This window comes from Gilliamella sp. CG13 (genome assembly GCF_046635805.1).
In the GTDB taxonomy this organism is placed as follows: Bacteria; Pseudomonadota; Gammaproteobacteria; order Enterobacterales; family Orbaceae; genus Gilliamella; species Gilliamella apicola_I.
Genome location: NZ_JBIDFM010000006.1, coordinates 88859 through 115295 on the forward strand (window position 1 = coordinate 88859; position 26437 = coordinate 115295).

The 26437-nt window shown below is 37.4% G+C and carries 20 protein-coding genes and 1 rRNA gene; 16 read left to right on the plus strand and 5 right to left on the minus strand.

The window, feature by feature from the left end:
* Positions 1-39 precede the first annotated feature (39 nt).
* Positions 40-1419, minus strand: a complete 1380-nt coding sequence (gene radA / locus ACGH6R_RS09305) for a DNA repair protein RadA (RefSeq protein ID WP_267349586.1) — start codon at positions 1417-1419, stop codon at positions 40-42.
* Positions 1420-1428: 9 nt separating this feature from the next.
* Positions 1429-2403: a phosphoserine phosphatase gene (gene serB, locus ACGH6R_RS09310; RefSeq protein ID WP_267349584.1), complete on the minus strand. Its 975-nt coding sequence runs from the start codon at positions 2401-2403 to the stop codon at positions 1429-1431.
* A gap of 176 nt (positions 2404-2579) precedes the next feature.
* On the opposite strand from serB, the gene ACGH6R_RS09315 reads away from it, so the two are divergent.
* On the plus strand, positions 2580-3107 hold the full coding sequence (locus ACGH6R_RS09315) for an NAD(P)H-dependent oxidoreductase (RefSeq protein ID WP_411590887.1): 528 nt from the start codon (positions 2580-2582) through the stop codon (positions 3105-3107).
* Positions 3108-3162: 55 nt separating this feature from the next.
* On the opposite strand, the gene rsmB is transcribed toward ACGH6R_RS09315, so the two are convergent.
* Together rsmB and ACGH6R_RS09325 are read right to left on the minus strand one after the other, a co-directional pair.
* Positions 3163-4455, minus strand: coding sequence for a 16S rRNA (cytosine(967)-C(5))-methyltransferase RsmB (rsmB, locus tag ACGH6R_RS09320; RefSeq protein ID WP_411599560.1), 1293 nt, complete (start codon positions 4453-4455; stop codon positions 3163-3165).
* A gap of 27 nt (positions 4456-4482) precedes the next feature.
* Entirely contained in the window at positions 4483-5826 is a 1344-nt protein-coding gene (locus ACGH6R_RS09325; protein WP_220216029.1) for a Na+/H+ antiporter family protein, read from the minus strand.
* Between the two features lie 413 nt (positions 5827-6239).
* Between ACGH6R_RS09325 and ACGH6R_RS09330 the strand changes: the two genes are divergently transcribed.
* The 15 genes from ACGH6R_RS09330 to ACGH6R_RS09400 all read left to right on the plus strand — a co-directional run bounded on the left by ACGH6R_RS09330 (position 6240) and on the right by ACGH6R_RS09400 (position 25577).
* Positions 6240-7061 carry a sugar phosphate isomerase/epimerase family protein gene (locus ACGH6R_RS09330; RefSeq protein WP_411599561.1) on the plus strand — a complete coding sequence of 274 codons (822 nt, stop codon included), beginning with the start codon at positions 6240-6242 and terminating at the stop codon, positions 7059-7061.
* A gap of 46 nt (positions 7062-7107) precedes the next feature.
* Positions 7108-7980: a shikimate dehydrogenase gene (locus ACGH6R_RS09335; RefSeq protein WP_220216031.1), complete on the plus strand. Its 873-nt coding sequence runs from the start codon at positions 7108-7110 to the stop codon at positions 7978-7980.
* Between the two features lie 134 nt (positions 7981-8114).
* Entirely contained in the window at positions 8115-8879 is a 765-nt protein-coding gene (aroD, locus tag ACGH6R_RS09340; protein WP_411599562.1) for a type I 3-dehydroquinate dehydratase, read from the plus strand.
* Between the two features lie 104 nt (positions 8880-8983).
* Positions 8984-9832: an SDR family NAD(P)-dependent oxidoreductase gene (locus ACGH6R_RS09345; protein WP_220216033.1), complete on the plus strand. Its 849-nt coding sequence runs from the start codon at positions 8984-8986 to the stop codon at positions 9830-9832.
* A 111-nt stretch (positions 9833-9943) separates the two neighbouring features.
* Complete coding sequence (locus ACGH6R_RS09350; RefSeq protein ID WP_411599564.1) at positions 9944-10231, plus strand: putative quinol monooxygenase; 288 nt, start codon at positions 9944-9946, stop codon at positions 10229-10231.
* A gap of 213 nt (positions 10232-10444) precedes the next feature.
* Positions 10445-12487 (plus strand): FAD-dependent oxidoreductase, encoded by a 2043-nt coding sequence (locus tag ACGH6R_RS09355; protein WP_411599566.1) that lies wholly within the window; start codon positions 10445-10447, stop codon positions 12485-12487.
* A 235-nt stretch (positions 12488-12722) separates the two neighbouring features.
* Complete coding sequence (gene plsB / locus ACGH6R_RS09360; RefSeq protein WP_411599568.1) at positions 12723-15140, plus strand: glycerol-3-phosphate 1-O-acyltransferase PlsB; 2418 nt, start codon at positions 12723-12725, stop codon at positions 15138-15140.
* A gap of 373 nt (positions 15141-15513) precedes the next feature.
* Positions 15514-18582: a formate dehydrogenase-N subunit alpha gene (fdnG, locus tag ACGH6R_RS09365; protein ID WP_411599570.1), complete on the plus strand. Its 3069-nt coding sequence runs from the start codon at positions 15514-15516 to the stop codon at positions 18580-18582.
* Positions 18583-18597: 15 nt separating this feature from the next.
* Positions 18598-19572: a formate dehydrogenase subunit beta gene (fdxH, locus tag ACGH6R_RS09370; RefSeq protein ID WP_294825775.1), complete on the plus strand. Its 975-nt coding sequence runs from the start codon at positions 18598-18600 to the stop codon at positions 19570-19572.
* Entirely contained in the window at positions 19565-20263 is a 699-nt protein-coding gene (locus ACGH6R_RS09375) for a formate dehydrogenase subunit gamma (protein ID WP_267378951.1), read from the plus strand. Before fdxH ends, ACGH6R_RS09375 begins: the two co-directional genes overlap by 8 nt.
* A gap of 103 nt (positions 20264-20366) precedes the next feature.
* Positions 20367-21275: a formate dehydrogenase accessory protein FdhE gene (gene fdhE / locus ACGH6R_RS09380; RefSeq protein ID WP_411599571.1), complete on the plus strand. Its 909-nt coding sequence runs from the start codon at positions 20367-20369 to the stop codon at positions 21273-21275.
* A gap of 279 nt (positions 21276-21554) precedes the next feature.
* Positions 21555-22514 carry an ABC transporter substrate-binding protein gene (locus tag ACGH6R_RS09385; RefSeq protein WP_411599573.1) on the plus strand — a complete coding sequence of 320 codons (960 nt, stop codon included), beginning with the start codon at positions 21555-21557 and terminating at the stop codon, positions 22512-22514.
* Positions 22515-22802: 288 nt separating this feature from the next.
* Positions 22803-23777, plus strand: coding sequence for an ABC transporter substrate-binding protein (locus ACGH6R_RS09390; protein WP_267349559.1), 975 nt, complete (start codon positions 22803-22805; stop codon positions 23775-23777).
* Positions 23778-23836: 59 nt separating this feature from the next.
* Positions 23837-24790: an ABC transporter permease gene (locus tag ACGH6R_RS09395; protein ID WP_267360713.1), complete on the plus strand. Its 954-nt coding sequence runs from the start codon at positions 23837-23839 to the stop codon at positions 24788-24790.
* Positions 24783-25577: an ABC transporter ATP-binding protein gene (locus tag ACGH6R_RS09400; RefSeq protein ID WP_267349556.1), complete on the plus strand. Its 795-nt coding sequence runs from the start codon at positions 24783-24785 to the stop codon at positions 25575-25577. Before ACGH6R_RS09395 ends, ACGH6R_RS09400 begins: the two co-directional genes overlap by 8 nt.
* A 751-nt stretch (positions 25578-26328) precedes the next feature.
* Here ACGH6R_RS09400 and rrf read toward each other — a convergent pair.
* A 5S ribosomal RNA gene (rrf, locus tag ACGH6R_RS09405) occupies positions 26329-26437 on the minus strand; the annotation flags it as partial.

Genomic DNA, 26437 nt, shown 5'->3' on the forward strand with positions numbered 1-26437 from the left:
TTTTTTATCGGCAAAATAACAGACGCATCTACCAATTAGCTATAAATCATTCAAAATATCTAAAGCTTCAGAAACTTTTTTGACACCAAAAACTTGCATATTTTCAGGTCTCTTTTTCGGCATATTGGCAATCGGTACTATCGCTTTTTTAAAGCCATGTTTTGCCGCTTCAGAAATCCGCTCTTGACCACTTGGCACAGGGCGAATCTCGCCACCTAAGCCAATCTCGCCAAAAATAACCACATCTTGTGGCAGTGGACGATTTCGAAAACTTGATACTAAGGCGGCAATCAATGCTAAATCGGCACTGGTTTCAGTAACTTTTACACCTCCGACGACATTAACGAAAATGTCTTGGTCAGCCATTTGTAATCCACCATGCCGATGCAAGACAGCCAGTAAAAGGGCTAATCGATTCTGATCAAGCCCAACTGTTACGCGTCTTGGATTCCCATACATTGAATGGTCTACCAGCGCTTGAATCTCAACCAATAATGGACGTGTCCCTTCCCATAACACCATCACCGAGCTACCGGGTAGCATTTCATCCCCACGACTTAAAAAAATCGCTGATGGATTACTGACTTCTTTCAATCCTTGCTCGGTCATGGCAAAAACACCTAATTCATTCACTGCACCAAACCGGTTTTTATGGCTACGCAACGTCCTAAATCTGGAATCCGCATCACCATCTAATAAAATTGAACAATCGATGCAGTGTTCAAGGACTTTAGGACCGGCAAGTGATCCATCTTTAGTAACATGTCCAACCATAATAATGGCTATGCCTTTGGTTTTAGCAAAACGAGTTAAATAAGCAGCGGTTTCCCGCACTTGAGCGACACTCCCCGGCGATGATTGAATATCAGCAAGATGCATAACTTGGATGGAATCAATAACCATGAGTTTAGGTTGTGATTGTTCAGCCAGCAAACAGATCTGCTCAATACTGGTTTCAGACAGCATATTAATATTATCGGTTGGTAGTCCTAAGCGATGAGCACGCATAGCCACTTGCTGTAAGGACTCTTCGCCCGTCACATAAAGGGTGTTCATTTGCGTAGAAAGCTTACTCATGGTTTGTAATAACAGGGTACTTTTACCGGCACCCGGATTACCCCCAATGAGAATAGCACTACCAGGGACAACACCACCCCCTAACACTCGGTCAAATTCGGAAAAGCCGGTAGAGAATCTAGGTAACGCTTCTAAACTGATTTCAGACAGTTTTTGAATTTTTGCCTGTCCAACGCCACTACCTGCATAACCGGTTAACCGATCATTGCGTGATGATGCACTTGCCAGCCTAACTTCGGTAATGGTATTCCAAGCATGACATGCACTACATTGACCTTGCCAACGAGGATAATCTGCACCACAATCATTACAAACAAAAGCACGTTTAACGGTTTTTGCCAACTTAATCTCCTAACCTTCACTTAATAAACTGGTCGATAAGATACACCATAATCCAGTTAAATCTGCATAATTAATGCTAATTCGTGCCTTTTCAACCACTTTAGGTTTACCATGATAAGCCACACCAAGACCTGCAATTCGAATCATCATTAAATCATTCGCACCATCGCCAATAGCAACCGTTTGTTCAATAGGTATATCTAACGATGCAGCTAAATTCTGTAATGTTCGAGCTTTAAATTTGGCATCGACTATTTGACCTGTTACTTTACCGGTTAATTTATCATTTTTGATTTCTAACTCATTTGCATACGCATCGACCAATTTTAATTTTTGTTTTAAATGGTCGGCAAAATAGGTAAATCCCCCTGATGCGATAGCGACATACCAATTTCTTTTTTGTAATTCTTTAACTAGATAAGTCAGTCCCGATGTCAATGGTAATCCATTTTTTACTTGCTGTAAGAGTTCTTGAGGAGCTCCTTTCAAGGTTGCAACTCGCTTACGTAAGCTGGTCGCAAAGTCTAACTCGCCCCGCATAGCTTGCTCGGTAACAGCCGCTACTTGATGTCCAACACCATATAATTTGGCAAGTTCATCGATGCATTCAATTTTAATCGCCGTGGAATCCATATCCATAACAAGCAAACCCGGTGAGTGTAAGGTGGGTAAATTATCAATAGGTGATACATCAATGCCTAATGCTAGGGAAATAGATTTTGCCTTTTTAGGCATAACGCCAGCAATCCGGACAATTTGGTAAGTTTTAATTTTCCAAGAAGAAACTATCACCATTGGCATCGCCAACTGATTTTGGAATTTTGAAAGTATCGTTTTATTTAATTTTTTACCATAGATGATCCAACCTGTTTTACCTGCATTATAGTCAAGCGGAACCACTTCACAACCATTCAAAGATAATGGTAAACCTTGCCAGTTTTGAATATTTTCGGGGAGATCACTATAGGTGAGAGTATAAGCCATTACAAATATCTTTATAACACAAAATAAACCGAGAATTTACCACATCTACTAAAAATTGTCCAAGCGACCAATAATTAACCTATAATTTAGTTTATACTAGTATTATTTTTATACTAGTATATAGTTTATACAATTGAGTAACGTGCATTTTTTACATAAAAGGAAAGGAAATTACTATGACATTAATGATTTTAGGCCATCCCAATATGGCGCAATCCATTGCTAACAAAACAATTATTGAGACATTACAGCAAACTGTTACCGATCTTGAAATCCGAAATATACATCAACTTTACCCTAATTATCAAATCGATGTAGAACAAGAACAAGCCGCATTATTGAGACATGATCTTATTATTCTTCAATATCCTATGTATTGGTTTAATATGCCAGCTATATTAAAGTTATGGTTTGATGAAGTGTTGACTTACCAATTTGCTTATGGCTCACAAGGTGATAAATTAAAAGGTAAAAAGTTATTGCAGAGTTTAACAATAGGGCAAAAAAGTTACCAAGAATACGGTGAAAATTTAATTGACCACTTTCTTGAATCAGTAAAATTTTCGTCTCTGTATATACAAATGGAATATCTTCCACCAGCATTATTATATGGTGTATCACCATTTGATGATAAAACAGAAATAAAAACCAAAGCCTTAAAACATGGTCAGGAATTAGCTGAATTGATAAAAAGTTACTGCTAATGACAAAATGTGATGATATAGCGTGAGGCAGACATCATCACATTAAAACGTTCTGTTAGCTATGTTTGGTTAAAACCGTATAAAAAAACCCATCACCGCCGTTATCGGTAGGTAAAAACTGTTTCACCTCGCCTTGCAATTTTGCATCACTATTTTCATGTAAAAAACGCTCAATTTGCAATCTATTCTCTTCTGGAAGAATTGAACAAGTCGCATAGACTAAAGTACCACCTGTTTTTAAATAAGACCAAATATTCGTTAAGATCGCATGTTGTAACTCAGTGAGTTGGGCTATATCACTATCACGACGTAACCATTTTATATCTGGATGACGCCGAATAACGCCCGTAGCTGAACATGGGGCATCAAGTAAAATCCGGTCAAATTGACGCCCTGCGCACCATTTTTCTGGCGTTAATCCATCACCGACTTTCACTTCAGCACATTGTTTTAAACGCGTTAAATTGTCATTAATCCGTTTAGCACGACTCGCATCAACATCAACCGCTAATACTTGAGCATTTGGGGCGACTTCTAAAATATGTGTAGTTTTACCACCAGGGGCGGCACACATATCTAAAATTTGCTCGCCATTTTGCGGGGCAAGTAGATAAGCCGCATATTGTGCAGACAAGTCTTGTACTGTCACCGCACCTTCAGAAAAATAGGGCAATTTGTTTACATTAACAGGTTGTAATAACCTAATGGCAGAAGGTATATCGGTAAAAACTTGCGATTCAATACCTGCTTCGGTAAGCAGTTGTTGGTACTCACTCACTGAATAGTGATTAAGATTCACTCGCAACCACATCGGAGGTTTTTGATTATTAGCCGCTACAATTGCTTGCCACTGCTGTGGATAGGCTTGCTTAAGACGCGTTAGTAACCACGTCGGATGGAGAGTTCGGGCGGTGTCTTGTTTACTGTCTTGCGAAAATTTGTTTGTCAAAACAGCTTGTTGACGCAAAAATTCCCGCAACACACCATTAATTAATCCTTTGAGAGCAATTTTTTTTAATTCCTTAACCGCATTAACTGTTTCTCCTACTGCTGCATGCTCCGGAATACGGGTATAGAGAACTTGGTAAACACCCACTAACAATAAATAGTGTAAAACTCTATTTTTACCAGTAAGCACTTTGTTCATCAAGCTATGAATATAGAAATTCAGTTCAGGTAATACCCGCATTACCCCGAAACAGATTTCTTGAACTAACGCTTTATCTTTATCGGTAATTCTAGGATTTAAAGTCATCAATGCAGAGCTGAGCGATTGCCCTTCTTCCAACACATTAAAAATAGCCTGAGCACAAACCGCACGGATATTTTGATATAACTTGTTATTCATAAGCAATGACAGCCTTTATTGATGTTATTACAGAATTAACGATCCAACCCAACCCGCAATAAATAAAGGGATATTAAAATGGGTGAATGTTGGAATAACACTATCACGAATATGATCATGCTGACCATCACTATTAAGCCCAGCCGACGTTGCTAAAATGGTGTCAGAAGGTGGAGAACCAGCATCACCAATCGCCCCAGAAGCACCAATTAAACAGACTGTTGCAATAGGTGAAAAGCCAAGTTGAATACAAAGTGGGACATAGATTGCCGCAATAATTGGCACCGTCGAGAATGACGAACCGATACCTAACGTGATCACCAATCCGACTAACATCATCATAAATGAGGCAATAACTTTATTACCCGCGAATAAAGCAGCACTGTTAATCACTAACGGTTCAATATCATTTGTTTGTTTTAGCACTTCGGCAAAGCCTTGGGCAGAAATCATAACAAAACCAATCATGGCCATCATTTTAATGCCATCGGTAAAAACGCCGTCTGCTTCACCCCATTTAATGGTTCCCGAAACAATAAAGCAAATAAAACCAATTAGCGCCCCTAAAATCATTGAACCTGTATAAAGTTGGATAGCAAAAGAGAGAACAATCGCCAATAAAGACACAATAAGTGAACGCTTATTTACACTATTTACCGTTTCTAAATTCGTCTCTTCACGAATAATTTTATATTCTCTTGGTTTACGGTAACTGACAAAAATTGCCCAAAGTAGCCCAACAAACATCCCTAGCGCTGGTATCGCCATAGCATGCATTACATTCACATGACTAACATCCATGCCAGATGCAGTGATATTTTTTAATAAAATTTGATTTAAAAAGATATTACCAAAACCAACCGGTAAGAACATATAAGGTGTAATGAGTCCAAATGTCATTATACAGGCAATCATTCGTCTATCTAACTGTAATCGAGACATCACATATAATAGTGGTGGGATTAACAGTGGAATAAAAGCAATATGGATAGGTATGATATTTTGTGAAGAAATACTGACCAACGCAATAATAATAATTAATAACCATTTTATGCGTTTTTTAGCACTGCTCGTTGTCAGCTGTTTAACCGCTTTATCAGCTAATAATTCAGGCAATCCCGATTTTGAAATTGCAACCGCAAAAGCACCAAGCATAGCATAAGAAAGAGCGATATTTGCACCATTGCTAATACCTGTATTGAATGCATCAATTGTTTGTTTTAACGTTAAATGGCTAAATAAACCACCAACAAAGGCACCAATAATTAAGCTAATTACCACATGAACACGGCAAAGAGATAAAATTAACATACAAATTACCGCAATAACCACAGCGTTTATTGACGATAAAAGCTCAAAAACTGTATTCATAGATATATTCTCTTAAATAAACAAAGTTAATTATTTTAGTGGATGACTATAGAAAGTGCAATTGATAGTAAATGCTGACTTTTAACCATGATTATTCTAAAAATAGTTGACGTCTAAATGGATTTTAAGTGACAGATTAAAATAAAAAGCAAAATCAACACATTGCTCAATAAACTCCCCATATTTTTTATAACTGTCTGATTAATTTTTTATTGATAAAGATCTCATTTTGATAAAAATCCTTTTTTTATCCTTGCTAATTACAGAATAAATGGCTATTTTAAATAATAGATATTTTTAATAGAAATCATTATATTTATAGAAATATAATAATGAATCATAATGTGGCTTATTTAAAAATTACACTAATTTTATGCTTTAGATGAATTAAATTTTTAATTAAGGAGAAAGATATGTCTAACCGTCCAATTGGATTGGCAGCGTTAACTGTCTTAGATGTTTCACCTGCTAACCAAGTCCTCGTTGCAGCAGAAGCGGGTTATACTCATGTCGGTTTGAGGCTTATACCGGCTACGCCAACTGAACCGGTATATGCGACCGTCGGCGATACGCCATTGGTTCGAGAAATTGAACGCCGTTTAAAAGAGACAGGAATTAAGGTATTAGATATAGAAATCTTCCGTTTAAAACCCGATACCCGTGTCATTAACTTTTTACCCGTACTGGAAACGGGCGCAAGATTAGGTGCCAGTCAGGTACTTTTGGCGGGTAACGATCCCGATCAAAATCGACTAGCCGATAATTTTGCCCAGCTTTGTGACATTGCCGCTCCCCTTGGCATTGCCATCAATATCGAACCGATGCCATGGACAAACATCCCTGGCGTCAATGCCGGTATTGAACTGCTAAAAAAAGCGAATCAAAACAATCAAGGTATGATAATTGATCCCCTGCATTTTGATCGAGGTCCAAATACCCTTGACGATTTGAAAAAAGTACCTAAAGATTGTTGGCGTTATATGCAACTGTGTGATGGTACTAAAGAAAAACCTCAAGACACAGAAGGACTACTTTATCAAGCCCGTAACTATCGTTTATCGCCGGGGCGTGGTGGTATTGACCTAGTATCTTTGTTGAAAGCTTTACCTGAAATGCCGATTTCAATTGAATGTTGTAATGACGAATTAGCTTTATCTAAATCCCCAATTGAACGCGCTAAAATGTATATTGAAGATACACGTGCATTATTGAAACGTGTTGCTGAACAATCTTAATTGTTAACGCTTTATTGAAAAAAAAGCGTGTAGTGGAGAGTTTTAAATGAGAAATAATATTGACGGCCATTATTTATTGATTGGTTTAATGGCTTATCCAATACGTCACAGTTTATCACCGCAAATGCAAAACACTATTTATTCAAAACTAAATATCCCTTATGTTTATTTGGCTTTTGAAGTTGATCAAGAAAAATTACCCGATGCAATAAAAGGTCTACGTGCCTTAGGTTTGCGAGGTAGTGCGGTATCGATGCCCAATAAACAATTGGTTTGCCAATATCTTGATAAGTTAACACCTGCGGTTGAAATGAGTGGGGCTTGCAATACAATTTCGAATGATAACGGCATATTAACCGGTTATAACACCGACGGCATTGGCTATATGCGCATGTTGAAAGAAGCAGGCATTGATGTCATAGGTAAAAAAATGACGATTCTTGGCGCAGGCGGTGCAGCAACAGCTATTGTAGTACAAGCTGCGCTTGATGGTGTGAAAGAGATCGCCATCTTCAATCAGAAAGATGACTGCTATGCAAAAATTGAAGCAATTGCAAAAAAATTAAATGAAAACACACCATGTAAAGTCAGTGTGACCGACCTTGCTGATAAAGAGCAACTCCGTCAAGCCATTGCCACCAGTGAAGTACTTTGTAACGCTACAGGTGTTGGAATGAAACCATTAGAAGGGCAAAGTTTAATTACTGATCCAACGATGTTAAGACCGGATCTTGTCGTAACAGACTGTATTTATAGCCCACGTAAGACCAAATTGCTTGAAATCGCAGAACAGCAAGGTTGTAAAACCTTAAATGGGATTGGCATGATGCTTTGGCAAGGTGCAGCGCAAATCAAAATTTGGACGGGTGAAGATGCACCTATTGAGTATGTAAAAGAAAAAATGGGATTTAATGATTAGTCGATAAGTAATCTTTTTACCTAATAATCCAATTAAAAATGAGTTAGCAGATTATTTTATGTTATTGTCTGATTTGAATCACACAATATAAGATTAATCATTATAAACATAATCTTTTACCAACAGGATATAAAATGAAAACAGTTACAACCAAAAATCTAGTTATAGGATCGGGTGCGCCGAAAATTATTGTCCCAATTGTGGGGAAAACTGAAACCGAACTGCTTGATGAAGTCACATTTTTACAATCGATAGATTTTGACGTTTTAGAGTGGCGAGTGGATCACTTCACCCAAGTTGATAATATTGATGCTGTGAAAACTGTTGCTAAAAAAATTGCAACCTTATTACCGAGCAAACCTATTTTATTTACCTTTCGTACCGCTAATGAAGGTGGAGTAAAACCGTGGCCACTAACCGATTATCTTGAATTAAACAAAGAAATAGCTAAGAGTGGACTGGTCGACCTGATCGATGTTGAAGTCTTTATCGGCGATCAATACGTAAAAGAAATTATTAATGTAGCGCATCAACATAATGTATTGGTTGTCACATCCAACCATGACTTTGAAAAAACACCTGCGAAAAACGATATCATTTCTCGATTACGTAAAATGCAAGATTTGGGTGCTGATATTCCCAAAATTGCGGTTATGCCACAGACCACTGATGACGTCCTTACCTTATTAGCGGCAACCACAGAAATGAATAAAAAATATGCAACCAGACCCATCATTACCATGTCAATGGCAGGGCTGGGGGCAATTAGCCGAGTGGCAGGAACAACATTTGGTTCAGCAATGACATTTGGAGCAGCTAAAAATGCCTCAGCACCGGGGCAATTAGATGTCAAACAGTTACGTTATATTTTAGATGTGTTGTATCAAAGTAAACAGTAGGTTAAATAATTTGGTACTTACTTTGACATTAAGATTTAATCAAACAGAAAGATATGCGAAGAAAGTATAAATAAAAGTTATCAAGTTGAACAATAGGAGTTTTTATGAGCCAAAGTTGGTTAGGATTAGAAAATGATGTTTGTGTCATCACAGGTGCAATTGGTGGCATGGGCTCCGAAATTTGCCGTGAATTTGCCAAACAAAAAGCGAATCTCGTACTTATCGATTTAGATGAAACAAAATGTCAACAACTCGCTAAATCGTTAAGTAATGAATATGGTATAAAAGCAATCGGTCTTGCCTGTAATACCACTAACGAAGCACAAGTAGATGCAGCGGTCGCAAAAGTAAAACAAGAATTTGGACGTTGTGATGTACTGGTTAATACTGCAGCAATTTTACGTTTTTGTCCGATTGAAGACCTTCCTCTTGATGAATGGAATACTACCGTTAATATTAACCTAACAGGATATTTCCTTATGTCTCAACGCTTTGGGCGTTTAATGATTGAGCAAAAATCAGGTCGTATGGTGCATATCTCAACGGTGGCGTCGCACACGCCTGAAACTTACAGTGGTGCTTACAGTTCAACCAAAGCTGGAGTTTCGATGATGTCTAAACAATTTGCTGCTGAATGGGGACAATTTGGCATTCGCAGTAATGCTGTCTGTCCATGTTTTGTCAAAACACCTTTATCAAAAAAATTCTATGAAGATAAAGAAGTTGAACAAGGTCGTACTCGTATGATTGCCAGCCGTCGTATTGGTGAAACCATTGATATTGCTAATGCTGTTTTATATTTGGCAAGTAAACGTTCTGATTATTCAAATGGTACTGAGCTTGTGGTTGATGGTGGTTACGAAGTGATGCTTGGAGATTTAGTCCCACGTCCGGGTGGTCGTCGCCAATTTGCAGAACAACAACATGCGGCTTCGAAAGCATCAAATAAATAAAAAATATCAGTCAATTAGGCTTATAGCTCACGACCGTGATCACGGTGGTTAATTGGCTTTTTAGGATTTGAAAACCATAATCAAAATAGAGAATAACCATAAGGAATATCGATGTGTGAGCTGAATATTATTGCAATACATGAGGTAAAACCAGAGTGGGTAACGGAATATCAGCAAGCAGCCCTAAAAGTGCGGGATGAAAGCATAAAAGAAGCTGGTTGCATTCGTTATGAACTCAGTATGGATACCAATAACCAACATATTTTTATTTTCTCAGAAATATGGGCAAACCAAGCTGCCATTGAGTTTCATAATACGACTGCTCATTTTATGGAATTTAAACAATTCTTAGAGAATAAATTAGTCGATAGAAAATGGTATAAAACGAAAAAATTCTAATTAAATAGATAACGAATTCTCATAATGGCTCGCGCTTAACATAACGCGAGCCATTCTAGTTTTCATCTATTTATAGATAAAATGAATACATTAAACTTGATCTATAAAATATAAGCATAAGTTAGCAATGGATTTATTATTAACTTTAACACGTTTAGAAGACTATTTTGCAATGTTTGATAGAGAAATTATTTAAATAAAAAGGAGACAAATATGCCCAATTTTTCAGCTATATTTGAACCGTTTGTAATTAATAAAACAACTATACGCAACAGAATTGTCATGCCACCGATAGGGACTAACTTTGCCACATTACATGGCGAAATGGTGGATGACCATATTCAATACTATGAACAACGAGCAAAAGGCGGAACTGGGCTTATTATCCTTGAAAACGTATGCGTAGATTTTCCTTATGGTACTAACGGTACCACACAACTGAGAATCGACAACGATCAATACATTCCCGGATTGTATAAATTTACTGAACGTATGCACAAGCATGGGGCATCGGTCGCAGTACAAATTAATCATGCAGGCGCATCCGCTTACCCCGGTCGCTTAAATGGCTTGCAACCTATTTCTTCATCCAATATACCATCTAAAACAGGTGGCAATATTCCCAGACCAGCAACGATTGAAGAGCTTCATGATATTGTTAAACAATATGGACTAGCAGCTCACAGAGCCCAAAGAGCCGGTTTTGATGCTGTTGAAATTCATGCCGGACACTCATATTTGCTGAGTCAATTTTTATCACCGCTGTATAACAACCGTACAGATGAATTTGGAGGCAGTATCGAAAACCGAGCACGATTAATTCGTCTGGTTATTGATGAAATGCGTAGCAAAGTCGGCTCTTTCTTTCCAATCCTTTTACGGATTAGTGCGGTCGATTTTGTAGATGGAGGAAATACTTTAGACGATACCTTAGCTATTTTAGAACACCTGAGTGAGGGTGTGGATGTTTTTGATGTATCTGCCGCCCAAAATGATACTATCCAATTTCAGATTGATCAGATGAATCTCCCAGACGGTTGGCGTTCTTACATGGCAAAAGCTGTGCGAGATAAATTTAATAAACCGACCATTGCGTCTGGTAACTTTCGAGACCCGTCAATCATCGCCAAAACAATTGAAGAAGGGATTGCTGATTTTGTCGTTTTAGGACGAGGGCTAATTGCCGAACCTTATTGGGTTGAAAAAGTACAAAATAACGAAATCGACACATTAAGAAAATGTATTTCATGTAATATTGGTTGTGCAGATCATCGCATTGCGAGATCTAAACCAATTCGCTGTACAGTTAATCCGGATATTATCAGTTATGAAGACTATAAACGCTATCAGATCTCAACCCCGCTTAATGTTGTTGTAGTGGGAGGCGGAACGGCTGGACTTGAAGCCGCATGCACAGCAGCAGAAGTCGGATGTAATGTTACATTATATGAAGAAAAGCCTTTTTTGGGTGGTCTGTCAATGATGATTTCTCGATTTCCATATAAACAACGTATTGCCGATTTGCCTAAATTTCTTATCAACCGTGCCAAAAGTTTAAAAAATCTCACAATCAATCTTAATACACGAGCAACGCCTGAAATAATCGAAAAATTACAACCCGATTTAGTGATTAGTGCAACCGGTTCAAAACCTTTATTACCTCCTATTAAAGGATTACACGATCAGCTTAGTGCACCAAACAGACAAGTATTTTCGATTTTTGACATCATGGAAGACTTCAATCAATTTACCGATATTGCCAATAAAAAAGTGGTTGTCATCGGTGGGGGAGCTGTCGGGTTGGATGTCGTTGAATATTTTTCTGAAAACAACGCCAAGGCGGTTTCCATTGTTGAAATGAAGCCTGCTATGGCTGAAGATTTGGATTATATTGGTCGTATTTCTATGATGACCATGCTCAAACATAATCAGGTTGATGTTCATCTTTCTACAACTTTACTGGAAGTCGCTGAAAATCACTTTTTAGTTAAAGATAAAGATGGTCACCAATTTAAATTAGAATTCGATTATGGTTTTGTCTGTTTAGGAATGCTAAGTGAAAACACCTTTAGCCAAGCTTTTTCTGAACATGCAACTAAAAATAACTATGTTTATCATAAAATTGGCGATTGTAAACAAGCTCGTAAACTTATCGATGGCATGCGTGAAGGACGAGATGTTATTACCCTGATCCAACGATTGGAGAGGATAAAAAACAAAGAGATTCGTGGAGTTGATATCAATAAACCTTTATAATGCTTTCAACTATCGTTATAAATAGAGTTATTTAACTCAAACTATATCGACGAAAGATTGTGCAAATTAGCTAACGTTTAAATGATAACAAGTATATACTTAGTGTTTTCTCTCTTATTTAAACAATAAGAGAGATTCACTATTATGATTTAAATACTAATTTCTGTATTAGCTTGATTAAGTATATTTCATTATTTAAGCCTATAATTAGCGAAATACGATGAGGTTTATTTTTATGTTTTCGTGGTGGACTAAAGTTTCTTTTTCACTAATCCAAATCCCAATTAAATTATTTGTTAAAAGTAAACCTATACCAGCAGATCCGGTTTCTGAATTAGGTCTTGATACGAATAAACCCATATTATATGTTTTGCCCTATAATTCTAAGATTGATCTTATGGTTGTTCGTTCTTTATGTTCCAAGTTCGGCTTACCTGATCCGCTAGAAGGCATCGATATTAATGGTAATATGGTTCCTTCATATATTTTTATTGATAAGGGCCCGGGTATTTTTGCCTCTAATCAACAAAAAACAAAAGCAATTGACATTTTAAGAGAATATATTTCTGCTCATCAAGAAAATCCCGAGTTGGATATTCAAATGTTACCGGTTTCGGTGATGTTCGGACGCAGTCCAGATAAAGAAGGCAAAAAAAGCCCTTCTCTACAAGTGCTGGGAGCAACTTATAAATTATATAAAATCATTGTTTCAGGTCGAGATTGCTATACCCGTTTTTCAAGAACCGTGTCATTAAAAAATATTGAAATCAATAATCAACAAAATATTTCGGTCTTAGCCCATAAGCTTGCTCGTGTTGCACGTATTCATTTTACCAAACAAAGAATGGCATCAGTGGGTCCTAAACTGCCTGTACGGCAACAAATGCTGAATAAATTATTAACTAATCCTAGCCTTTCTGATGCAATTCAAGAAGAAGCCAAAAGCAAAAATATTAGTCTTGATAAAGCGAAAAAAAATGCACTGGCAATGTTAAACGAAATTGCCGCTAATTTTTCTTATCGAATGCTAAGAATTACCGATATTGTTTTAACTTGGGCATGGAATAGACTTTACCAAGGTTTAAAAGTAACCAATGCCGATCCAGTTCGGGAACTGGCGCAAAATGGACATGAAATTGTTTATGCACCGTGTCATCGCAGTCACATGGATTATCTTTTATTATCTTATGTTCTTTATCGACAAGGATTAGTACCACCTCATATTGCTGCTGGTATCAACTTGAACTTCTGGCCTGCTGGTCCGATTTTTAGACGACTAGGTGCCTTCTTTATTCGTCGTTCGTTTAGAGGAAATAAACTTTATACTTCCGTTTTTCGTGAATATTTAGCTGAGTTATTTATTCGAGGCTATGCTGTTGAATATTTTATCGAAGGTGGGCGTTCACGTACCGGTAGATTGCTCGATCCAAAAACAGGCATGCTCATGATGACCATTCAAACGTTATTGCGTGGCGATGCAAGACCTATCACCGTTGTACCGGTTTATATTGGTTATGAACACGTTTTAGAAGTGGCGACTTATGCCAATGAATTACGCGGCGCAAAAAAAGAAAAAGAGAGTTTATGGCGTACGCTAAAAGCCTTTTTAAAATTAAAAAAATTAGGTTTTGGCTATGTTAATTTTGGTCAACCTATCCCACTGAACCAATTTTTAAATCAACAAATACCAGAATGGCGTGATGCAATTGAACCAACAGGCACCGCTCGCCCAAATTGGTTGACACCCACTACCAATGTTCTGGCAAAACAGATCATGGAGCGTATCAATGCCTCAGCAGCTATTAACGCCATGAATTTATGTTGCTCTATCTTATTGGCAGCGGATCAACGGGCATTAACTAAAGTTAAACTCATAGAACATATTAATTATCTTCTTACATTATTAAAAAATATTCCTTATTCTGATTTGATAACGATTCCCGCTCAAAGCGCAGATGAACTATTTGAACATGCTAAACAGATGGGTAAATTTGTTATCACAACCGATGAGGCTGGCGAAATTGTCGGTTTAACCACTGAACAAGCGGTTTTAATGACTTATTATCGTAATAATATTCAACATTTGCTGATCATACCTGCAATCGTTGCCAGAATTCTTGTGAAGAATAATCGCATCTCCTCAGAAGCGGTTTTAGAACAGGTAAAATTGCTTTTCCCATTAATTAAATCTGAACTGTTTTTATATCATAATGAAGCGCAGTTAGTTGAATATGTAAACCAAATTATCGCCACCTATTGTGACTTAAATTTAATTAGTTGTACGTCAGATAAATTAGTGCTCAATTATGCAAAAATGTCGGGGTTACAATTAATTGCTTCGTCATCAAAAGATACCTTACAACGTTATGCGATTGCTTTTTCGCTTTTGCAAAAAGACCCTTCAATTAGTCGAGCTAATTTAGAAAAAGAAGGTCGATTAATTGCGGAAAGATTATCGGTATTACATGGAATCAATGCGCCAGAATTTTTTGATAAAGGGGTCTTTTCAACACTGGTTGCATCACTACGAGAACAAGGTTATCTGGATGATCAAGATAGTGCCAGTTTTCAAAAAATTGAAAACATGAATAATATCTTAAAACCTCTCATTACACATCGAGTCTTGCAAACAATTGAGGAAATTAATCCTTAATCACGAATTGGTATCGATAGAGTTTGTCCTTTTATCAGTGGCAAGCTCTATCAATATTGTTGAATATAGCAAAATCCACAATACCAATCGATTCACTTGATAGCTTGTATATTGATAATAATTTTAAGTTTTGTTAGGATGAGCTTTACGCAATTATTGCAAAGTGCTGTTAACAATTTTAGATAAAATTTAATAAAAATTATCGGATCTTTTCTTCTGATTTTTTGATCAAAGTCAAATTTTAACCATTGATATCTGTTTTTTCCTTTATTTCCAATTAATAAACGATTATTATGAATTATTATCCAATAGGGATATTAGTACCTACCAATATTATAAATTAAAATGTAATGTCAGCTTTTAAGGAGTTCATATGCTATTTAACCGTAGACAGTTCTTTAAGATCTGCGCTGGTGGCATGGCAGGAACAACAGTTGCCACGCTTGGACTTGCTCCCAATGTGGCGCTCGCACAAACTCGCCAATTCAAATTATTAAAATCGAAAGAAACCCGCAATAACTGTACCTACTGTTCGGTTGGCTGTGGAATGTTACTTTATAGTCGAGGAGATGGGGCTAAAAATGCCGAATCTTCCATTTTTCATGTAGAAGGCGATCCTGATCATCCGGTTAGTCGTGGCTCACTCTGCCCAAAAGGTGCTGGGGTGCTAGACTATATCAAAAGTGAACAACGTGTTAAATATCCCGAATATCGTGCTCCTGGCTCTGATCAATGGCAACGTATCAGTTGGGATGAAGCGATTGATCGTATTGCTCGATTGATGAAAGAAGACCGAGATAAAAACTTTATCGAAAAAAATGAACTAGGTACAACCGTGAATCGCTGGACATCAACCGGTTGGTTGGTCACTTCAGCTGCGAGTAATGAAACGGGTTGGTTAGCGTTCAAAATAGCTCGCTCATTAGGTATGCTAAGTCTTGAAACTCAAGCAAGGGTTTGTCATGGCCCGTCGGTATCTAGTCTTGCAGCAACGTATGGGCGTGGTGCGATGACAAATAACTGGAATGACATTAAAAATGCCAATGTCGTCATCGTTATGGGTGGAAATGCCGCTGAAGCTCATCCGGTTGGTTTTAAGTGGGCGATTGAAGCTAAAATCACAAATGGCGCTGAACTTATCGCTATTGATCCTCGTTTTCACCGCACGGCTTCGGTTGCCGATAAATATGTTCCGATTCGTGCAGGTTCGGATATTGCCTTCTTACTAGGTATTATTAATTATCTCATTACCCATAACGAAGTTAATTTTGAATATTTAGTCACACACAGTAACGCTAGCTTAATTGTGAGTGATGACTTTAATTTTGATGAAAATAGTGGTTTATTTAGTGGCTATAATGCTGATAATCGCCAATATGATCAAGCCAGTTGGACATATCAAAAAGATGAAAAGGGTTATGCACTTCGAGATAAAACACTCACGCATCCACGCTGTGTTTGGAATCTGTTAAAACAACATGTAAGTCGATATACACCAGAAATGGTAAACAAAGTTACCGGAAGCCCGATAGACGGATTTTTACATGTTTGTCGCTCTCTTGCCAGTACGAAAACCAATGACCGAGCAGCAACATTTTTATATGCTTTAGGTTGGACACAACATACTTATGGTACTCAAATTATTCGTACTGCTGCCATGATTCAACTTATTTTAGGTAATGTGGGTGTCATGGGTGGGGGAATTAATGCCTTACGTGGACACTCAAATATTCAAGGTTTAACCGATGTCGGACTCTTATCCAATCGTTTACCTGCATATTTGGATTTACCTAAAGACTCGCAAGTTTCGCTTGAACAGTATCTGGATGAAAAAACCCCTAAACCGTTAGGCGCCAATGAGGTGAACTTCTGGGGTAACTATCCCAAATTCTTTATCAGTTTTATGAAAGCGATGTATGGTGATAAAGCGACTAAAGACAATCAGTGGGGATTTGATTGGTTACCTAAATGGGATAAAACTTACGATATCTTACGCTTTAGTAAAATGATGCGTGACGGTCAAGCCAATGGCTTTATTTGTCAAGGATTCAACCCACTCGCTGCCTTACCTGATAAAAATAGTATTCGTGAAGGTTTATCTAAACTCAAATTCTTGGTGAGCATTGACCCATTACCCACTGAAACAGCCGAATTTTGGAAAAATCATGGTGAGTCAAACGATGTCGATTCAAGCAAAATTCAAACCGAAGTCTTTCGATTACCGACTAACTGTTTCGCTGAAGAAAACGGTACGATTGTCAATTCATCTCGTTTATTGCAATGGCATTGGGCAGCAGCAAAGCCTCCTTATGAATCGCTATATGACCCCGAAATCATTTCACGTATCTTTCTAAGAATCAAAGAACTTTATGCTGAAGAAGGCGGTGCTTATCATGAACCAATTAATAATCTTTCTTGGGATTACCAAGATCCAGAAGGACCAGCAGCAGAAGAATTAGCCCAAGAGTGTAATGGTCGTGCTCTTGCTGACCTTACGGATACCAACGGTAATGTGATTCTGAAAAAAGGGCAATTATTAAGTGGTTTTTCTCAGCTTAAAGATGATGGTACCACCTCTTCAGGTATCTGGATATTCTGTGGTTCGTGGACTGAACAAGGTAATTTAATGGCAAGACGTGATCCAACAGATCCATCTGGTAAAGGTATCCATGCTGGTTGGGCATGGTCATGGCCAATGAATCGACGTGTACTCTATAATCGGGCATCGGCAGATGAACGCGGCAATCCATGGGATCCAAACCGAGTATTGATAAAATGGAATGGTTCTCATTGGGATGGCAATGATGTTGCTGACTTTACCGCTACCTTGTCTCCAAGTTCTGGTGCAGGCGCCTTTATTATGAATAACGATGGTTTAGGTGGATTATTCTGCTTAAATCGTCTGGTTGATGGGCCTTTCCCTGAGCACTACGAACCATTTGAAACGCCAATTACCAATAATCCGTTGCATCCAGAACAAATCAATAATCCGGTTGCTCGAGCATTTAAAGAAGATTTAGCGCGTTTAGGTTCAGCAGATGAATTTCCTTATGTGGGAACAACATACAGTATTACAGAGCATTTCCACTTTTGGACACAACACGCAAGATTGGCCTCAATTACGCAACCAGAACAATTTATCGAACTAAGCGAAAATCTTGCCAATAAAAAAGGAATCAAATTAGGCGACACCGTTAAAGTGACTTCGTATCGAGGCTATATAAAAGCGAAAGCGGTAGTAACTAAACGCTTGCCTACGTTAACGGTAGACGGTAAAGAGATCGAAACCATTGGAATCCCAATTGTTTGGGGATTCACTGGACAAACTAAGAAAGGATTTTTGGTCAATGAATTAACTCCTCATTTAGGTGATGCAAATTCACAAACGCCAGAATATAAATCATTCTTAGTTAACATCGAAAAAGTTACCACCGTGGCATAGGCAGGAGGATTAATTATGTCATTACAAACTCAAGATATTATTCGTCGTTCTGCAACTAATGATTTAACGCCTGCGCCGCGAGCACGTGATTATCAACAGGAAGTGGCCAAATTAATTGATGTCACCACCTGTATTGGTTGTAAAGCATGCCAAGTTGCCTGTAGCGAATGGAATGACCTGCGAGCAGAAGTAGGCAATACGGTCGGTGTTTACGATAATCCCGCTGATTTAGAGCCTAAAGCATGGACGGTAATGCGCTATTCTGAAGTTGAAATTAACGGAAAATTTGAATGGCTAATTCGCAAAGATGGGTGTATGCACTGTTCTGAGCCTGGCTGTTTAAAATCTTGCCCTTCTGAAGGTGCTATCATTCAATATGCTAACGGAATAGTCGATTTTCAGTCGGAACATTGTATTGGTTGTGGCTATTGTGTAGCAGGTTGTCCGTTTAACATTCCTCGTATCAGTAACGAAGATAATCGAGCCTATAAATGTACCTTATGTGTTGATCGTGTTTCGGTTGGACAAGAGCCGGCTTGCGTTAAAACTTGCCCGACTGGTGCTATTCATTTCGGGACTAAACAAGATATGATTCGACATGCTGAGCACCGAATAGCCGATTTAAAAAAACGGGGGTTTGAACATGCAGGGCTTTATAATCCTCAAGCGGTCAATGGAACGCATGTCATGTATGTATTACATCACGCTGATCAACCCGATCTGTATCACGGTTTGCCAGATGAACCCCATATCAGTGAACTGGTTAGATTCTGGAAAGGCCCTTGGAAACCACTTTCAGCTGCCGCCTTTATTGCTACTTTTGGAGGATTACTTTTCCATTACATGGGCGTCGGTGCAATTGAAGTAGACGAAGAAGATATCGAACAGGAAAAACAAGCGGATAAACAAGCAAGAAAACGATTAGGATTACCTATTTTTGGTCGTAAAAATAGTGCCGACATACCACAAAAGGAGGAACATCATGAATAAAAAAGGAATGATTCTTAGAACACCACTTATTGTACGTTTTTGCCATTGGTGTATGGTGTGTCTTTTCATCTTAACGGCATTATCTGGTTTATCGTTATTTTTTCCGTCCATTAAACTATTTGGGCTTTTTCTTGGAACCCCTCAACTGGTTAGAGCGTTACATCCCCTAATTGGATGCATCGTCTTTATACTGCTGATGTTCATGTTTGTAAAGCTTGCTCATCATAATATCCCTAATAAAAATGATCTGTTATGGATCAAGAATTTTAAACACGTCATCATGGGCAAAGAAGAAGGTATACCCATTGGCAAATATAATGTTGGTCAGAAATTTTTATTTTGGTGTATCATGAGTTTAATCACTGTGTTATTCGTAACCGGTATGATTATGTGGCGAAGATATGTTTCAGATTATTTTTCAATTGAAATTGTTCGTATTGCAATCTTTTTCCACTCGTTTGCAGCTATTTGCTTAATCTTGCTCGCCATTGGTCATGCTTATATGGCTATCTGGGTTAAAGGTTCAATTAAAGGGATGATTACAGGGTATGTATCTCGAGCTTGGGCTCGAAAAAACCACTCTTCATGGTATGAAGAAGAAATGCAAAAAATCTATCAACAGGAACTGGAAGCAGATAAACCTGTAGACATGAAGCAAACAACAAAAGTCGAACAAAAAACAGCTTTATAGTTGTTTCTAAAATATATCTATTTTATCCGCTGATATTTATCAGCGGAATTATCTCAATCACGAAATCGATTATGGATAAAATAATCATGAATGGTAACCAATAATGAGTATAAAAATCATCCCACAAGTCCAGCTTGAAGAACAAAATATCAATTCCGTTATCAGACAAATTCCCTTACTTTTTTATCCTTCACCAACAACGCTCTATTTGCATCGAGCTAACAGGCTAAAAGAATTAGCAAAAAATAGTCCATTTAGTGATTATCTCTGTTTTTGTGCTCAATTAGCGCAAACGCAAGCAGACTTAGTTAGCCAAAAACCACTAAATAAAGAGCTATTCGAGCCATTAAATAATGATTTACCGCCACTGAGTATAGAAAACTTTTCATTACCCTACTCTTGGCAGGATTATTTAAAGGCGTTATTAAAATCATCATCAAATTTAACCGATCAGATTTCAATCGTGATTGAACAACTGGATAAAAACAGTATTGAACAATTACAAAATAAAGCTTTGCATTTACTTAAAGGCGAATTCCACGCAGTTGATGGCAATGAAGCCGTATTTATTTGGTCTGCACTCTCTGTTTACTATAGCCAGCTAGCTAGCCAAATAAAAGGTAAAGCAGTATCCGAAAATAGTGATAAAAATTGGCTATGTCCCGTATGTAATAGCATGCCGGTTGCCAGCGTCATTCAACTGGGTGGTCATAATGGATTGCGTTATTTACATTGTAGTTTATGTGAGAGTGAATGGTATGTGCCAAGAGTAAAATGTACCAGCTGTGATAATATGAAAAATATTGAATATTTTTCGCTAGATAGTGAATTGTCAGCGACTAAAACAGAATGTTGTGATGCTTGCCACAGCTACTTAAAAATCTTTGATCAGGATAAAGATCCGCATATTGAAGTTGTTGCTGATGATATTGCCTCTTTAATACTTGATATCAAAACCGAAGAAGAAGGTTTTGCAAAAAGTGGTATCAATCCCTTTGTATTTGCACAATAAGAATTTAGCTTCGAATAAATTTAGAATTAACCTTGAATAGGTAACTGAACAATATTAGCAGCTATTTTTAGCTTTTTTTCATGAAAAGCAGGATAAAAAACCAATAATCTGATTATTATATTCTTAATTTGCTTGAAATTTTAGTGTATTTTTATATTAATCAGATAATGCCTCATCCTTTTAAAAAATAAGAATGACAAAAAAGTCCAATTACACCTTAACATTTTGGTTGAATCAGTTTAGAATAATACTATTGTACTAGTTTGCGAGTTTATTTTTATGAAACGCTTTTTTTTATTCAGTTGTTTGATGTTAATTACCCCTTTTATGTGTATAGCAAATACGGTAAAAAGTATTGCCATAACTGCAATTGTTGAACATCCCTCACTAGATCAAATCCGAGATGGTGTAAAAGATGAATTAACAAGCAGTGGTTATCTATTAAATGAAAATTTAACGGTTAAGTACAAAAGCGCCCAAGGCAGTAGCGCGACTGCAGCACAAATTGCCAGACAATTTATTGCCGATAAACCCGATGTTATCGTCGCTATTGCAACTCCAAGTGCACAAGCAACAGCCGCAGTAACTAAACAAATCCCACTCGTATTTGCAGGAATTACTGATCCCATTGCCGCAAAGCTAGTTAAAAATTGGGAACCAACCAATACCAATATTACGGGTGTATCTGATTTTCAAGAGATTGGTCCTCAAATCGATTTTATGAAAAAAATTGTCCCGAATGTAAAATCGGTAGGATACATCTATAGTCCAAGTGAAATCAATTCCACTGTGGTAATGAAAAATTTGAAAGCACAACTTGCAGAACAAAATATTTCATTGGTTGCAGTGCCCGCACAACGAACTGCGGATATTTCCACTGCGGCAAATTCATTAAAAGGCAAAGTTGACTTGATTTATACGACAACCGATAACAATGTTGTATCTGCTTATGAATCATTAGTGAAATTTGCTAATGAAAACAAAATTCCTTTGTTAGCATCTTTTCCTGATGCAATTGAAAGGGGCGCCGTTGCGGCTTATGGCATGAGTTATTATGATGTTGGTCGTCAATCAGGCAAACTTGTTGTTCGCATTTTGAATGGAGAAAAACCCGGCAGTATTGCGCCAGAAATTGGACAAGCATTACGACTGGTTATCAATATTGAAGCCGCGAAAAAACAAGGCGCAACATTATCGCCTGAAGTTATTCAGTCCGCTTATAAAGTCATTGGTGAATAACATAATCCCATTTATGCTTTGCTGAATCAATCAGCAGAGCGTACCCTATTATCAACAGAACTCGCTTACTCTCGAACGAATGATTATTTTCGTTTTTTTATCTATAAAAGAAGCAAAATATACCCAATTTTTGTCGATTAAAAGTGCTTTACAATCACTAATCATAACAGATTGTAATTAAAAATTTACAGCTAAATAAAGTGATATTCCTAGAAAATTATTTAAATATGATTTATAGTAAACACATATTTATCTAAGTTGTAAAAAAATTATTACAAAGGTACCTATATGCGTAATCGTATTTGTAAACTTATTATGCTACTCTGTTTATCAACCCTTACTTTTTCATCGTTTGCTGATACAGCAAAGGAACAAAAGTATGTTGCTATTACAGCCATTGTTGAACATCCTGCATTAGATAATGTTCGAAGAGGGGTGGAAGATGAATTAAAAGATAATGGTTATATCAACGGTGAAAACTTAAAATTACAGTATGCCAGCGCTCAAGGTAGTAGTGCTAATGCTGTTCAAATCGCTAAACAATTTGCTGCCAATAAACCCGATGTGATTGTCGGAATCGCAACACCTAGCTCACAAGCTTTATTAGCGACGACTAAACGTATTCCAATCATTTTCACGGCTGTAACAGATCCCGTTGCCGCAAGATTAACCCCTAGTTGGGAAGCGTCAAAAACCAATGTGACCGGTGTTTCTGATGCACTACCGTTAGATGCGCAAATAGATATGATGTTAAAAATCAAACCAGATGCGAAAAACATTGGTTATGTCTACAGTCCTAGCGAAGTCAATTCAACTATAGTACTTAAACAATTACAATCAGCACTGGAAAAACGTGGTATGCAAATTATCGCAGCTCCAGCTCAACGTACTTCAGATATTTCTACAGCGGCAAGAAGTTTAAAAGGTAAAGTTGATCTGATTTATACCACTACCGATAACAATGTCGTTTCGGCTTACGAGTCTTTAGCAAAAGTCGCTAATGAAAGTAAAATACCTTTGTTAGCCTCCGATCCTGACTCAGCCGAACGCGGAGCCATCGCGGCCTTGGGAATGAGTTATTATGACTTAGGACGCCAAGCTGGTAAAATCGTTATCCGCATTCTTAATGGTGAAAAACCTGGCGATATTCCGCCACAAATAGGTAGCATTACACAGCTAACAATCAATAAAAAAGCGGCTGAGCGACAAGGCGTCGTATTATCTGAAGATGTATTGAAATCAGCAACGAAGATTGTTGAATAGTTTTTTAATTTTATCACGATACCGCTAATTTTAGCGGTTAATTTTAATAGGTTTTTTTCATGTCTTTTGAATTTTTAATAGGCTCGCTGGGAATTGGACTCATTTATGCCATTGTGAGCTTAGGTGTTTTTATATCTTTCCGTTTACTCGATTTTCCAGATCTAACAGCCGATGCCAGCTTCCCGTTAGGTGGCGCAGTATGTGGTTTATGTATTTATATTGGTATTGACCCTTGGATTGCCACACTTTTAGGTATGTTTGCGGGATGTATCGCCGGTAGTTTGACTGGATTGCTTTATGTTAAGCTCAATATTTTGCAATTATTATCCAGTATTATTGTCATGATAGGTTTGTATTCAATTAATTTAAGAATATTAGGTCTTGGACGTTATATTACTCACGAAACAACTGAATATTCAGGATCACCGAATCTTGCGTTATTGGATGCGAAAACTATTTTTTCACCCTTTATTTCAGAAGACTACAGTAACCAATATATTGTTCAATCCGTTATGGTTTTTGGCTTTGTTGTTGTGGTTTGGTTACTGCTACATTTATTTTTAAACACCCAAATGGGATTGGCATTGAGAGCAACCGGTACAAACCAAAGAATGGCTAGATCTCAAGGTGTCCCAACGGGTAGCATCACCATTTTAGGCATGGCTATTTCCAATGGCTTAATCGCATTAGGTGGTTCATTATTTGTGCAAACCCAAGGCAGTGCTGATATTACCATCGGTGTGGGGACAATCGTTATTGGTCTTGCTTCTATTATCATTGGTGAAAGTATCTTCCCAACAAAACGTATATGGGCAATTATGCTGGCAGTTATTCTAGGTGCTATTCTTTATCGTTTATTCATAGCCGTTGCACTTAGTAATGAGTTTTTGCACAAAATAGGCGTAGGCACAGAAGACTTAAATCTTATTACCGCAATATTGGTTGTACTTGCTCTTGTACTACCTAAGCAATTAAAAAAATACTCGAAAAAAAGAGGAAATAAACATGCTTAACGTTGAACAATTGCAATTAACTTTTAACCAAGGTACACCTATTGAAAATCACGTATTACGTGGCTTAAATTTAAATATAAAAGAAGGTGAGTTTGTTACGATTATTGGTAGTAATGGTGCGGGTAAAAGTTCGTTACTTAATATTATTAGCGGAGATTTACTCAGTGACTCAGGGCATGTCATCATCAATGGCAAAGATGTAACACGAGTTCCTGCCTGGAAAAGAGCAGGAATGGTTGCCAGAGTGTTTCAAGATCCGATGGTGGGAACCTGTGAAAATTTAACCATCGAAGAAAATCTTGCTATTGCTTATAATCGTGGACGTTGTTTTACATTACGCCCTGCACTTAATCGCAAAATTCAGTCCATATTTAAGGAAAAGCTTGCGACTTTAAATTTAGGTCTCGAAAATCGTTTATCCGATATGATGGGGTTACTTTCAGGAGGACAAAGACAAGCAATAAGTTTATTGATGTCGACCTTACAGCCATCTAAAATTTTGTTACTCGATGAACACACCGCTGCACTTGATCCTAAAACAGCTCAATTCGTTCTAGATCTGACTAATGAAATAGTGGGCAAAAACCACTTAACGACCATGATGGTAACACATTCAATGAAACAAGCTTTAGAATACGGAAACAGGACCGTAATGCTTCATCAGGGACAAGTCGTACTTGATGTTTCTGGTGAACAACGTGATAAGATGACGGTAAATGACTTATTAGCTATGTTTGAAAAAACACGCGGTGAAAAAGTTACTGACGATGCCTTACTTTTAGGCTAATATTTACAAACAAGCAATATTCCTTAATAGGAGTATTGCTTTCTTTTTTTGTCTGTCTAATCAAACTCTCCAAACTTTAAGCTTTTTCAATTACTCACATAATGTTATCAAAGCATACGCTACTCAAAGATCACTTTTCCATATTAATGGATGGTCAATAATAAAGTACCTTAGCTTATGCTTTTTTTTAAATATTTAATCTACAGACATTAACTTCGATTCAATATCTTTCCAATAAAGAGCATAAATTTGACTCATTGTTATTATAGAGAGCACTTGGCTTGGCTATTCGCCAGTTAAGTGTTAACCATTTAATCTTTAATGGAATTTTATAATCAACAATCTAGTCTAAATAACAGATATGTTATTAGCATCAAACAAATTTATCACTCATTGGGCAGGTTAAATCTACAGATTAATATTTTTTATGCTATGAAAATTGAACTACGACATTACACTGATATAACAATAGATATTTAATGGAATTTTGTAATCGACGACTTAATGTAGATAATAGACATGTTATTAACATCAAACAAACTTATTAATATTTGTAATAAGCATTAGGTAGATCCCTGCTGTTTGATATTATTCATGAGATACCGCTTTAAATGGTTTATTAAAAGCGATTAATGAGCTCATTTCCAGCCTGTATCCCTCTCTGCTCTTCAATTACATTGATTTTAATTTCTTAAATCATAGATAGCAAAAAAGCCCAGCATCTCTGCTGGGCTCTCGCACTTATTTAAAAGTCTGGCGGCACCCTACTCTCACATGGGTAACACCCACACTACCATCGGCACTACGGCGTTTCACTTCTGAGTTCGGCATGGGGTCAGGTGGGACCACCGCGCTATTAC

Excerpts from the sequence above, each read along its gene's own strand:
- rsmB (WP_411599560.1), bottom strand. The coding sequence starts at position 4,455 with ATGAATAACAAGTTATATCAAAATATCCGTGCGGTTTGTGCTCAGGCT.
- plsB (WP_411599568.1), top strand. The coding sequence starts at position 12,723 with ATGTTTTCGTGGTGGACTAAAGTTTCTTTTTCACTAATCCAAATCCCA.
- ACGH6R_RS09330 (WP_411599561.1), top strand. The coding sequence starts at position 6,240 with ATGTCTAACCGTCCAATTGGATTGGCAGCGTTAACTGTCTTAGATGTT.
- serB (WP_267349584.1), bottom strand. The coding sequence starts at position 2,403 with ATGGCTTATACTCTCACCTATAGTGATCTCCCCGAAAATATTCAAAAC.
- ACGH6R_RS09355 (WP_411599566.1), top strand. The coding sequence starts at position 10,445 with ATGCCCAATTTTTCAGCTATATTTGAACCGTTTGTAATTAATAAAACA.
- ACGH6R_RS09395 (WP_267360713.1), top strand. The coding sequence starts at position 23,837 with ATGTCTTTTGAATTTTTAATAGGCTCGCTGGGAATTGGACTCATTTAT.
- ACGH6R_RS09390 (WP_267349559.1), top strand. The coding sequence starts at position 22,803 with ATGCGTAATCGTATTTGTAAACTTATTATGCTACTCTGTTTATCAACC.
- aroD (WP_411599562.1), top strand. The coding sequence starts at position 8,115 with ATGAAAACAGTTACAACCAAAAATCTAGTTATAGGATCGGGTGCGCCG.
- ACGH6R_RS09315 (WP_411590887.1), top strand. The coding sequence starts at position 2,580 with ATGACATTAATGATTTTAGGCCATCCCAATATGGCGCAATCCATTGCT.
- ACGH6R_RS09335 (WP_220216031.1), top strand. The coding sequence starts at position 7,108 with ATGAGAAATAATATTGACGGCCATTATTTATTGATTGGTTTAATGGCT.
- fdnG (WP_411599570.1), top strand. The coding sequence starts at position 15,514 with ATGCTATTTAACCGTAGACAGTTCTTTAAGATCTGCGCTGGTGGCATG.
- fdxH (WP_294825775.1), top strand. The coding sequence starts at position 18,598 with ATGTCATTACAAACTCAAGATATTATTCGTCGTTCTGCAACTAATGAT.
- ACGH6R_RS09325 (WP_220216029.1), bottom strand. The coding sequence starts at position 5,826 with ATGAATACAGTTTTTGAGCTTTTATCGTCAATAAACGCTGTGGTTATT.
- ACGH6R_RS09385 (WP_411599573.1), top strand. The coding sequence starts at position 21,555 with ATGAAACGCTTTTTTTTATTCAGTTGTTTGATGTTAATTACCCCTTTT.
- ACGH6R_RS09345 (WP_220216033.1), top strand. The coding sequence starts at position 8,984 with ATGAGCCAAAGTTGGTTAGGATTAGAAAATGATGTTTGTGTCATCACA.
- ACGH6R_RS09375 (WP_267378951.1), top strand. The coding sequence starts at position 19,565 with ATGAATAAAAAAGGAATGATTCTTAGAACACCACTTATTGTACGTTTT.
- ACGH6R_RS09350 (WP_411599564.1), top strand. The coding sequence starts at position 9,944 with ATGTGTGAGCTGAATATTATTGCAATACATGAGGTAAAACCAGAGTGG.
- fdhE (WP_411599571.1), top strand. The coding sequence starts at position 20,367 with ATGAGTATAAAAATCATCCCACAAGTCCAGCTTGAAGAACAAAATATC.
- ACGH6R_RS09400 (WP_267349556.1), top strand. The coding sequence starts at position 24,783 with ATGCTTAACGTTGAACAATTGCAATTAACTTTTAACCAAGGTACACCT.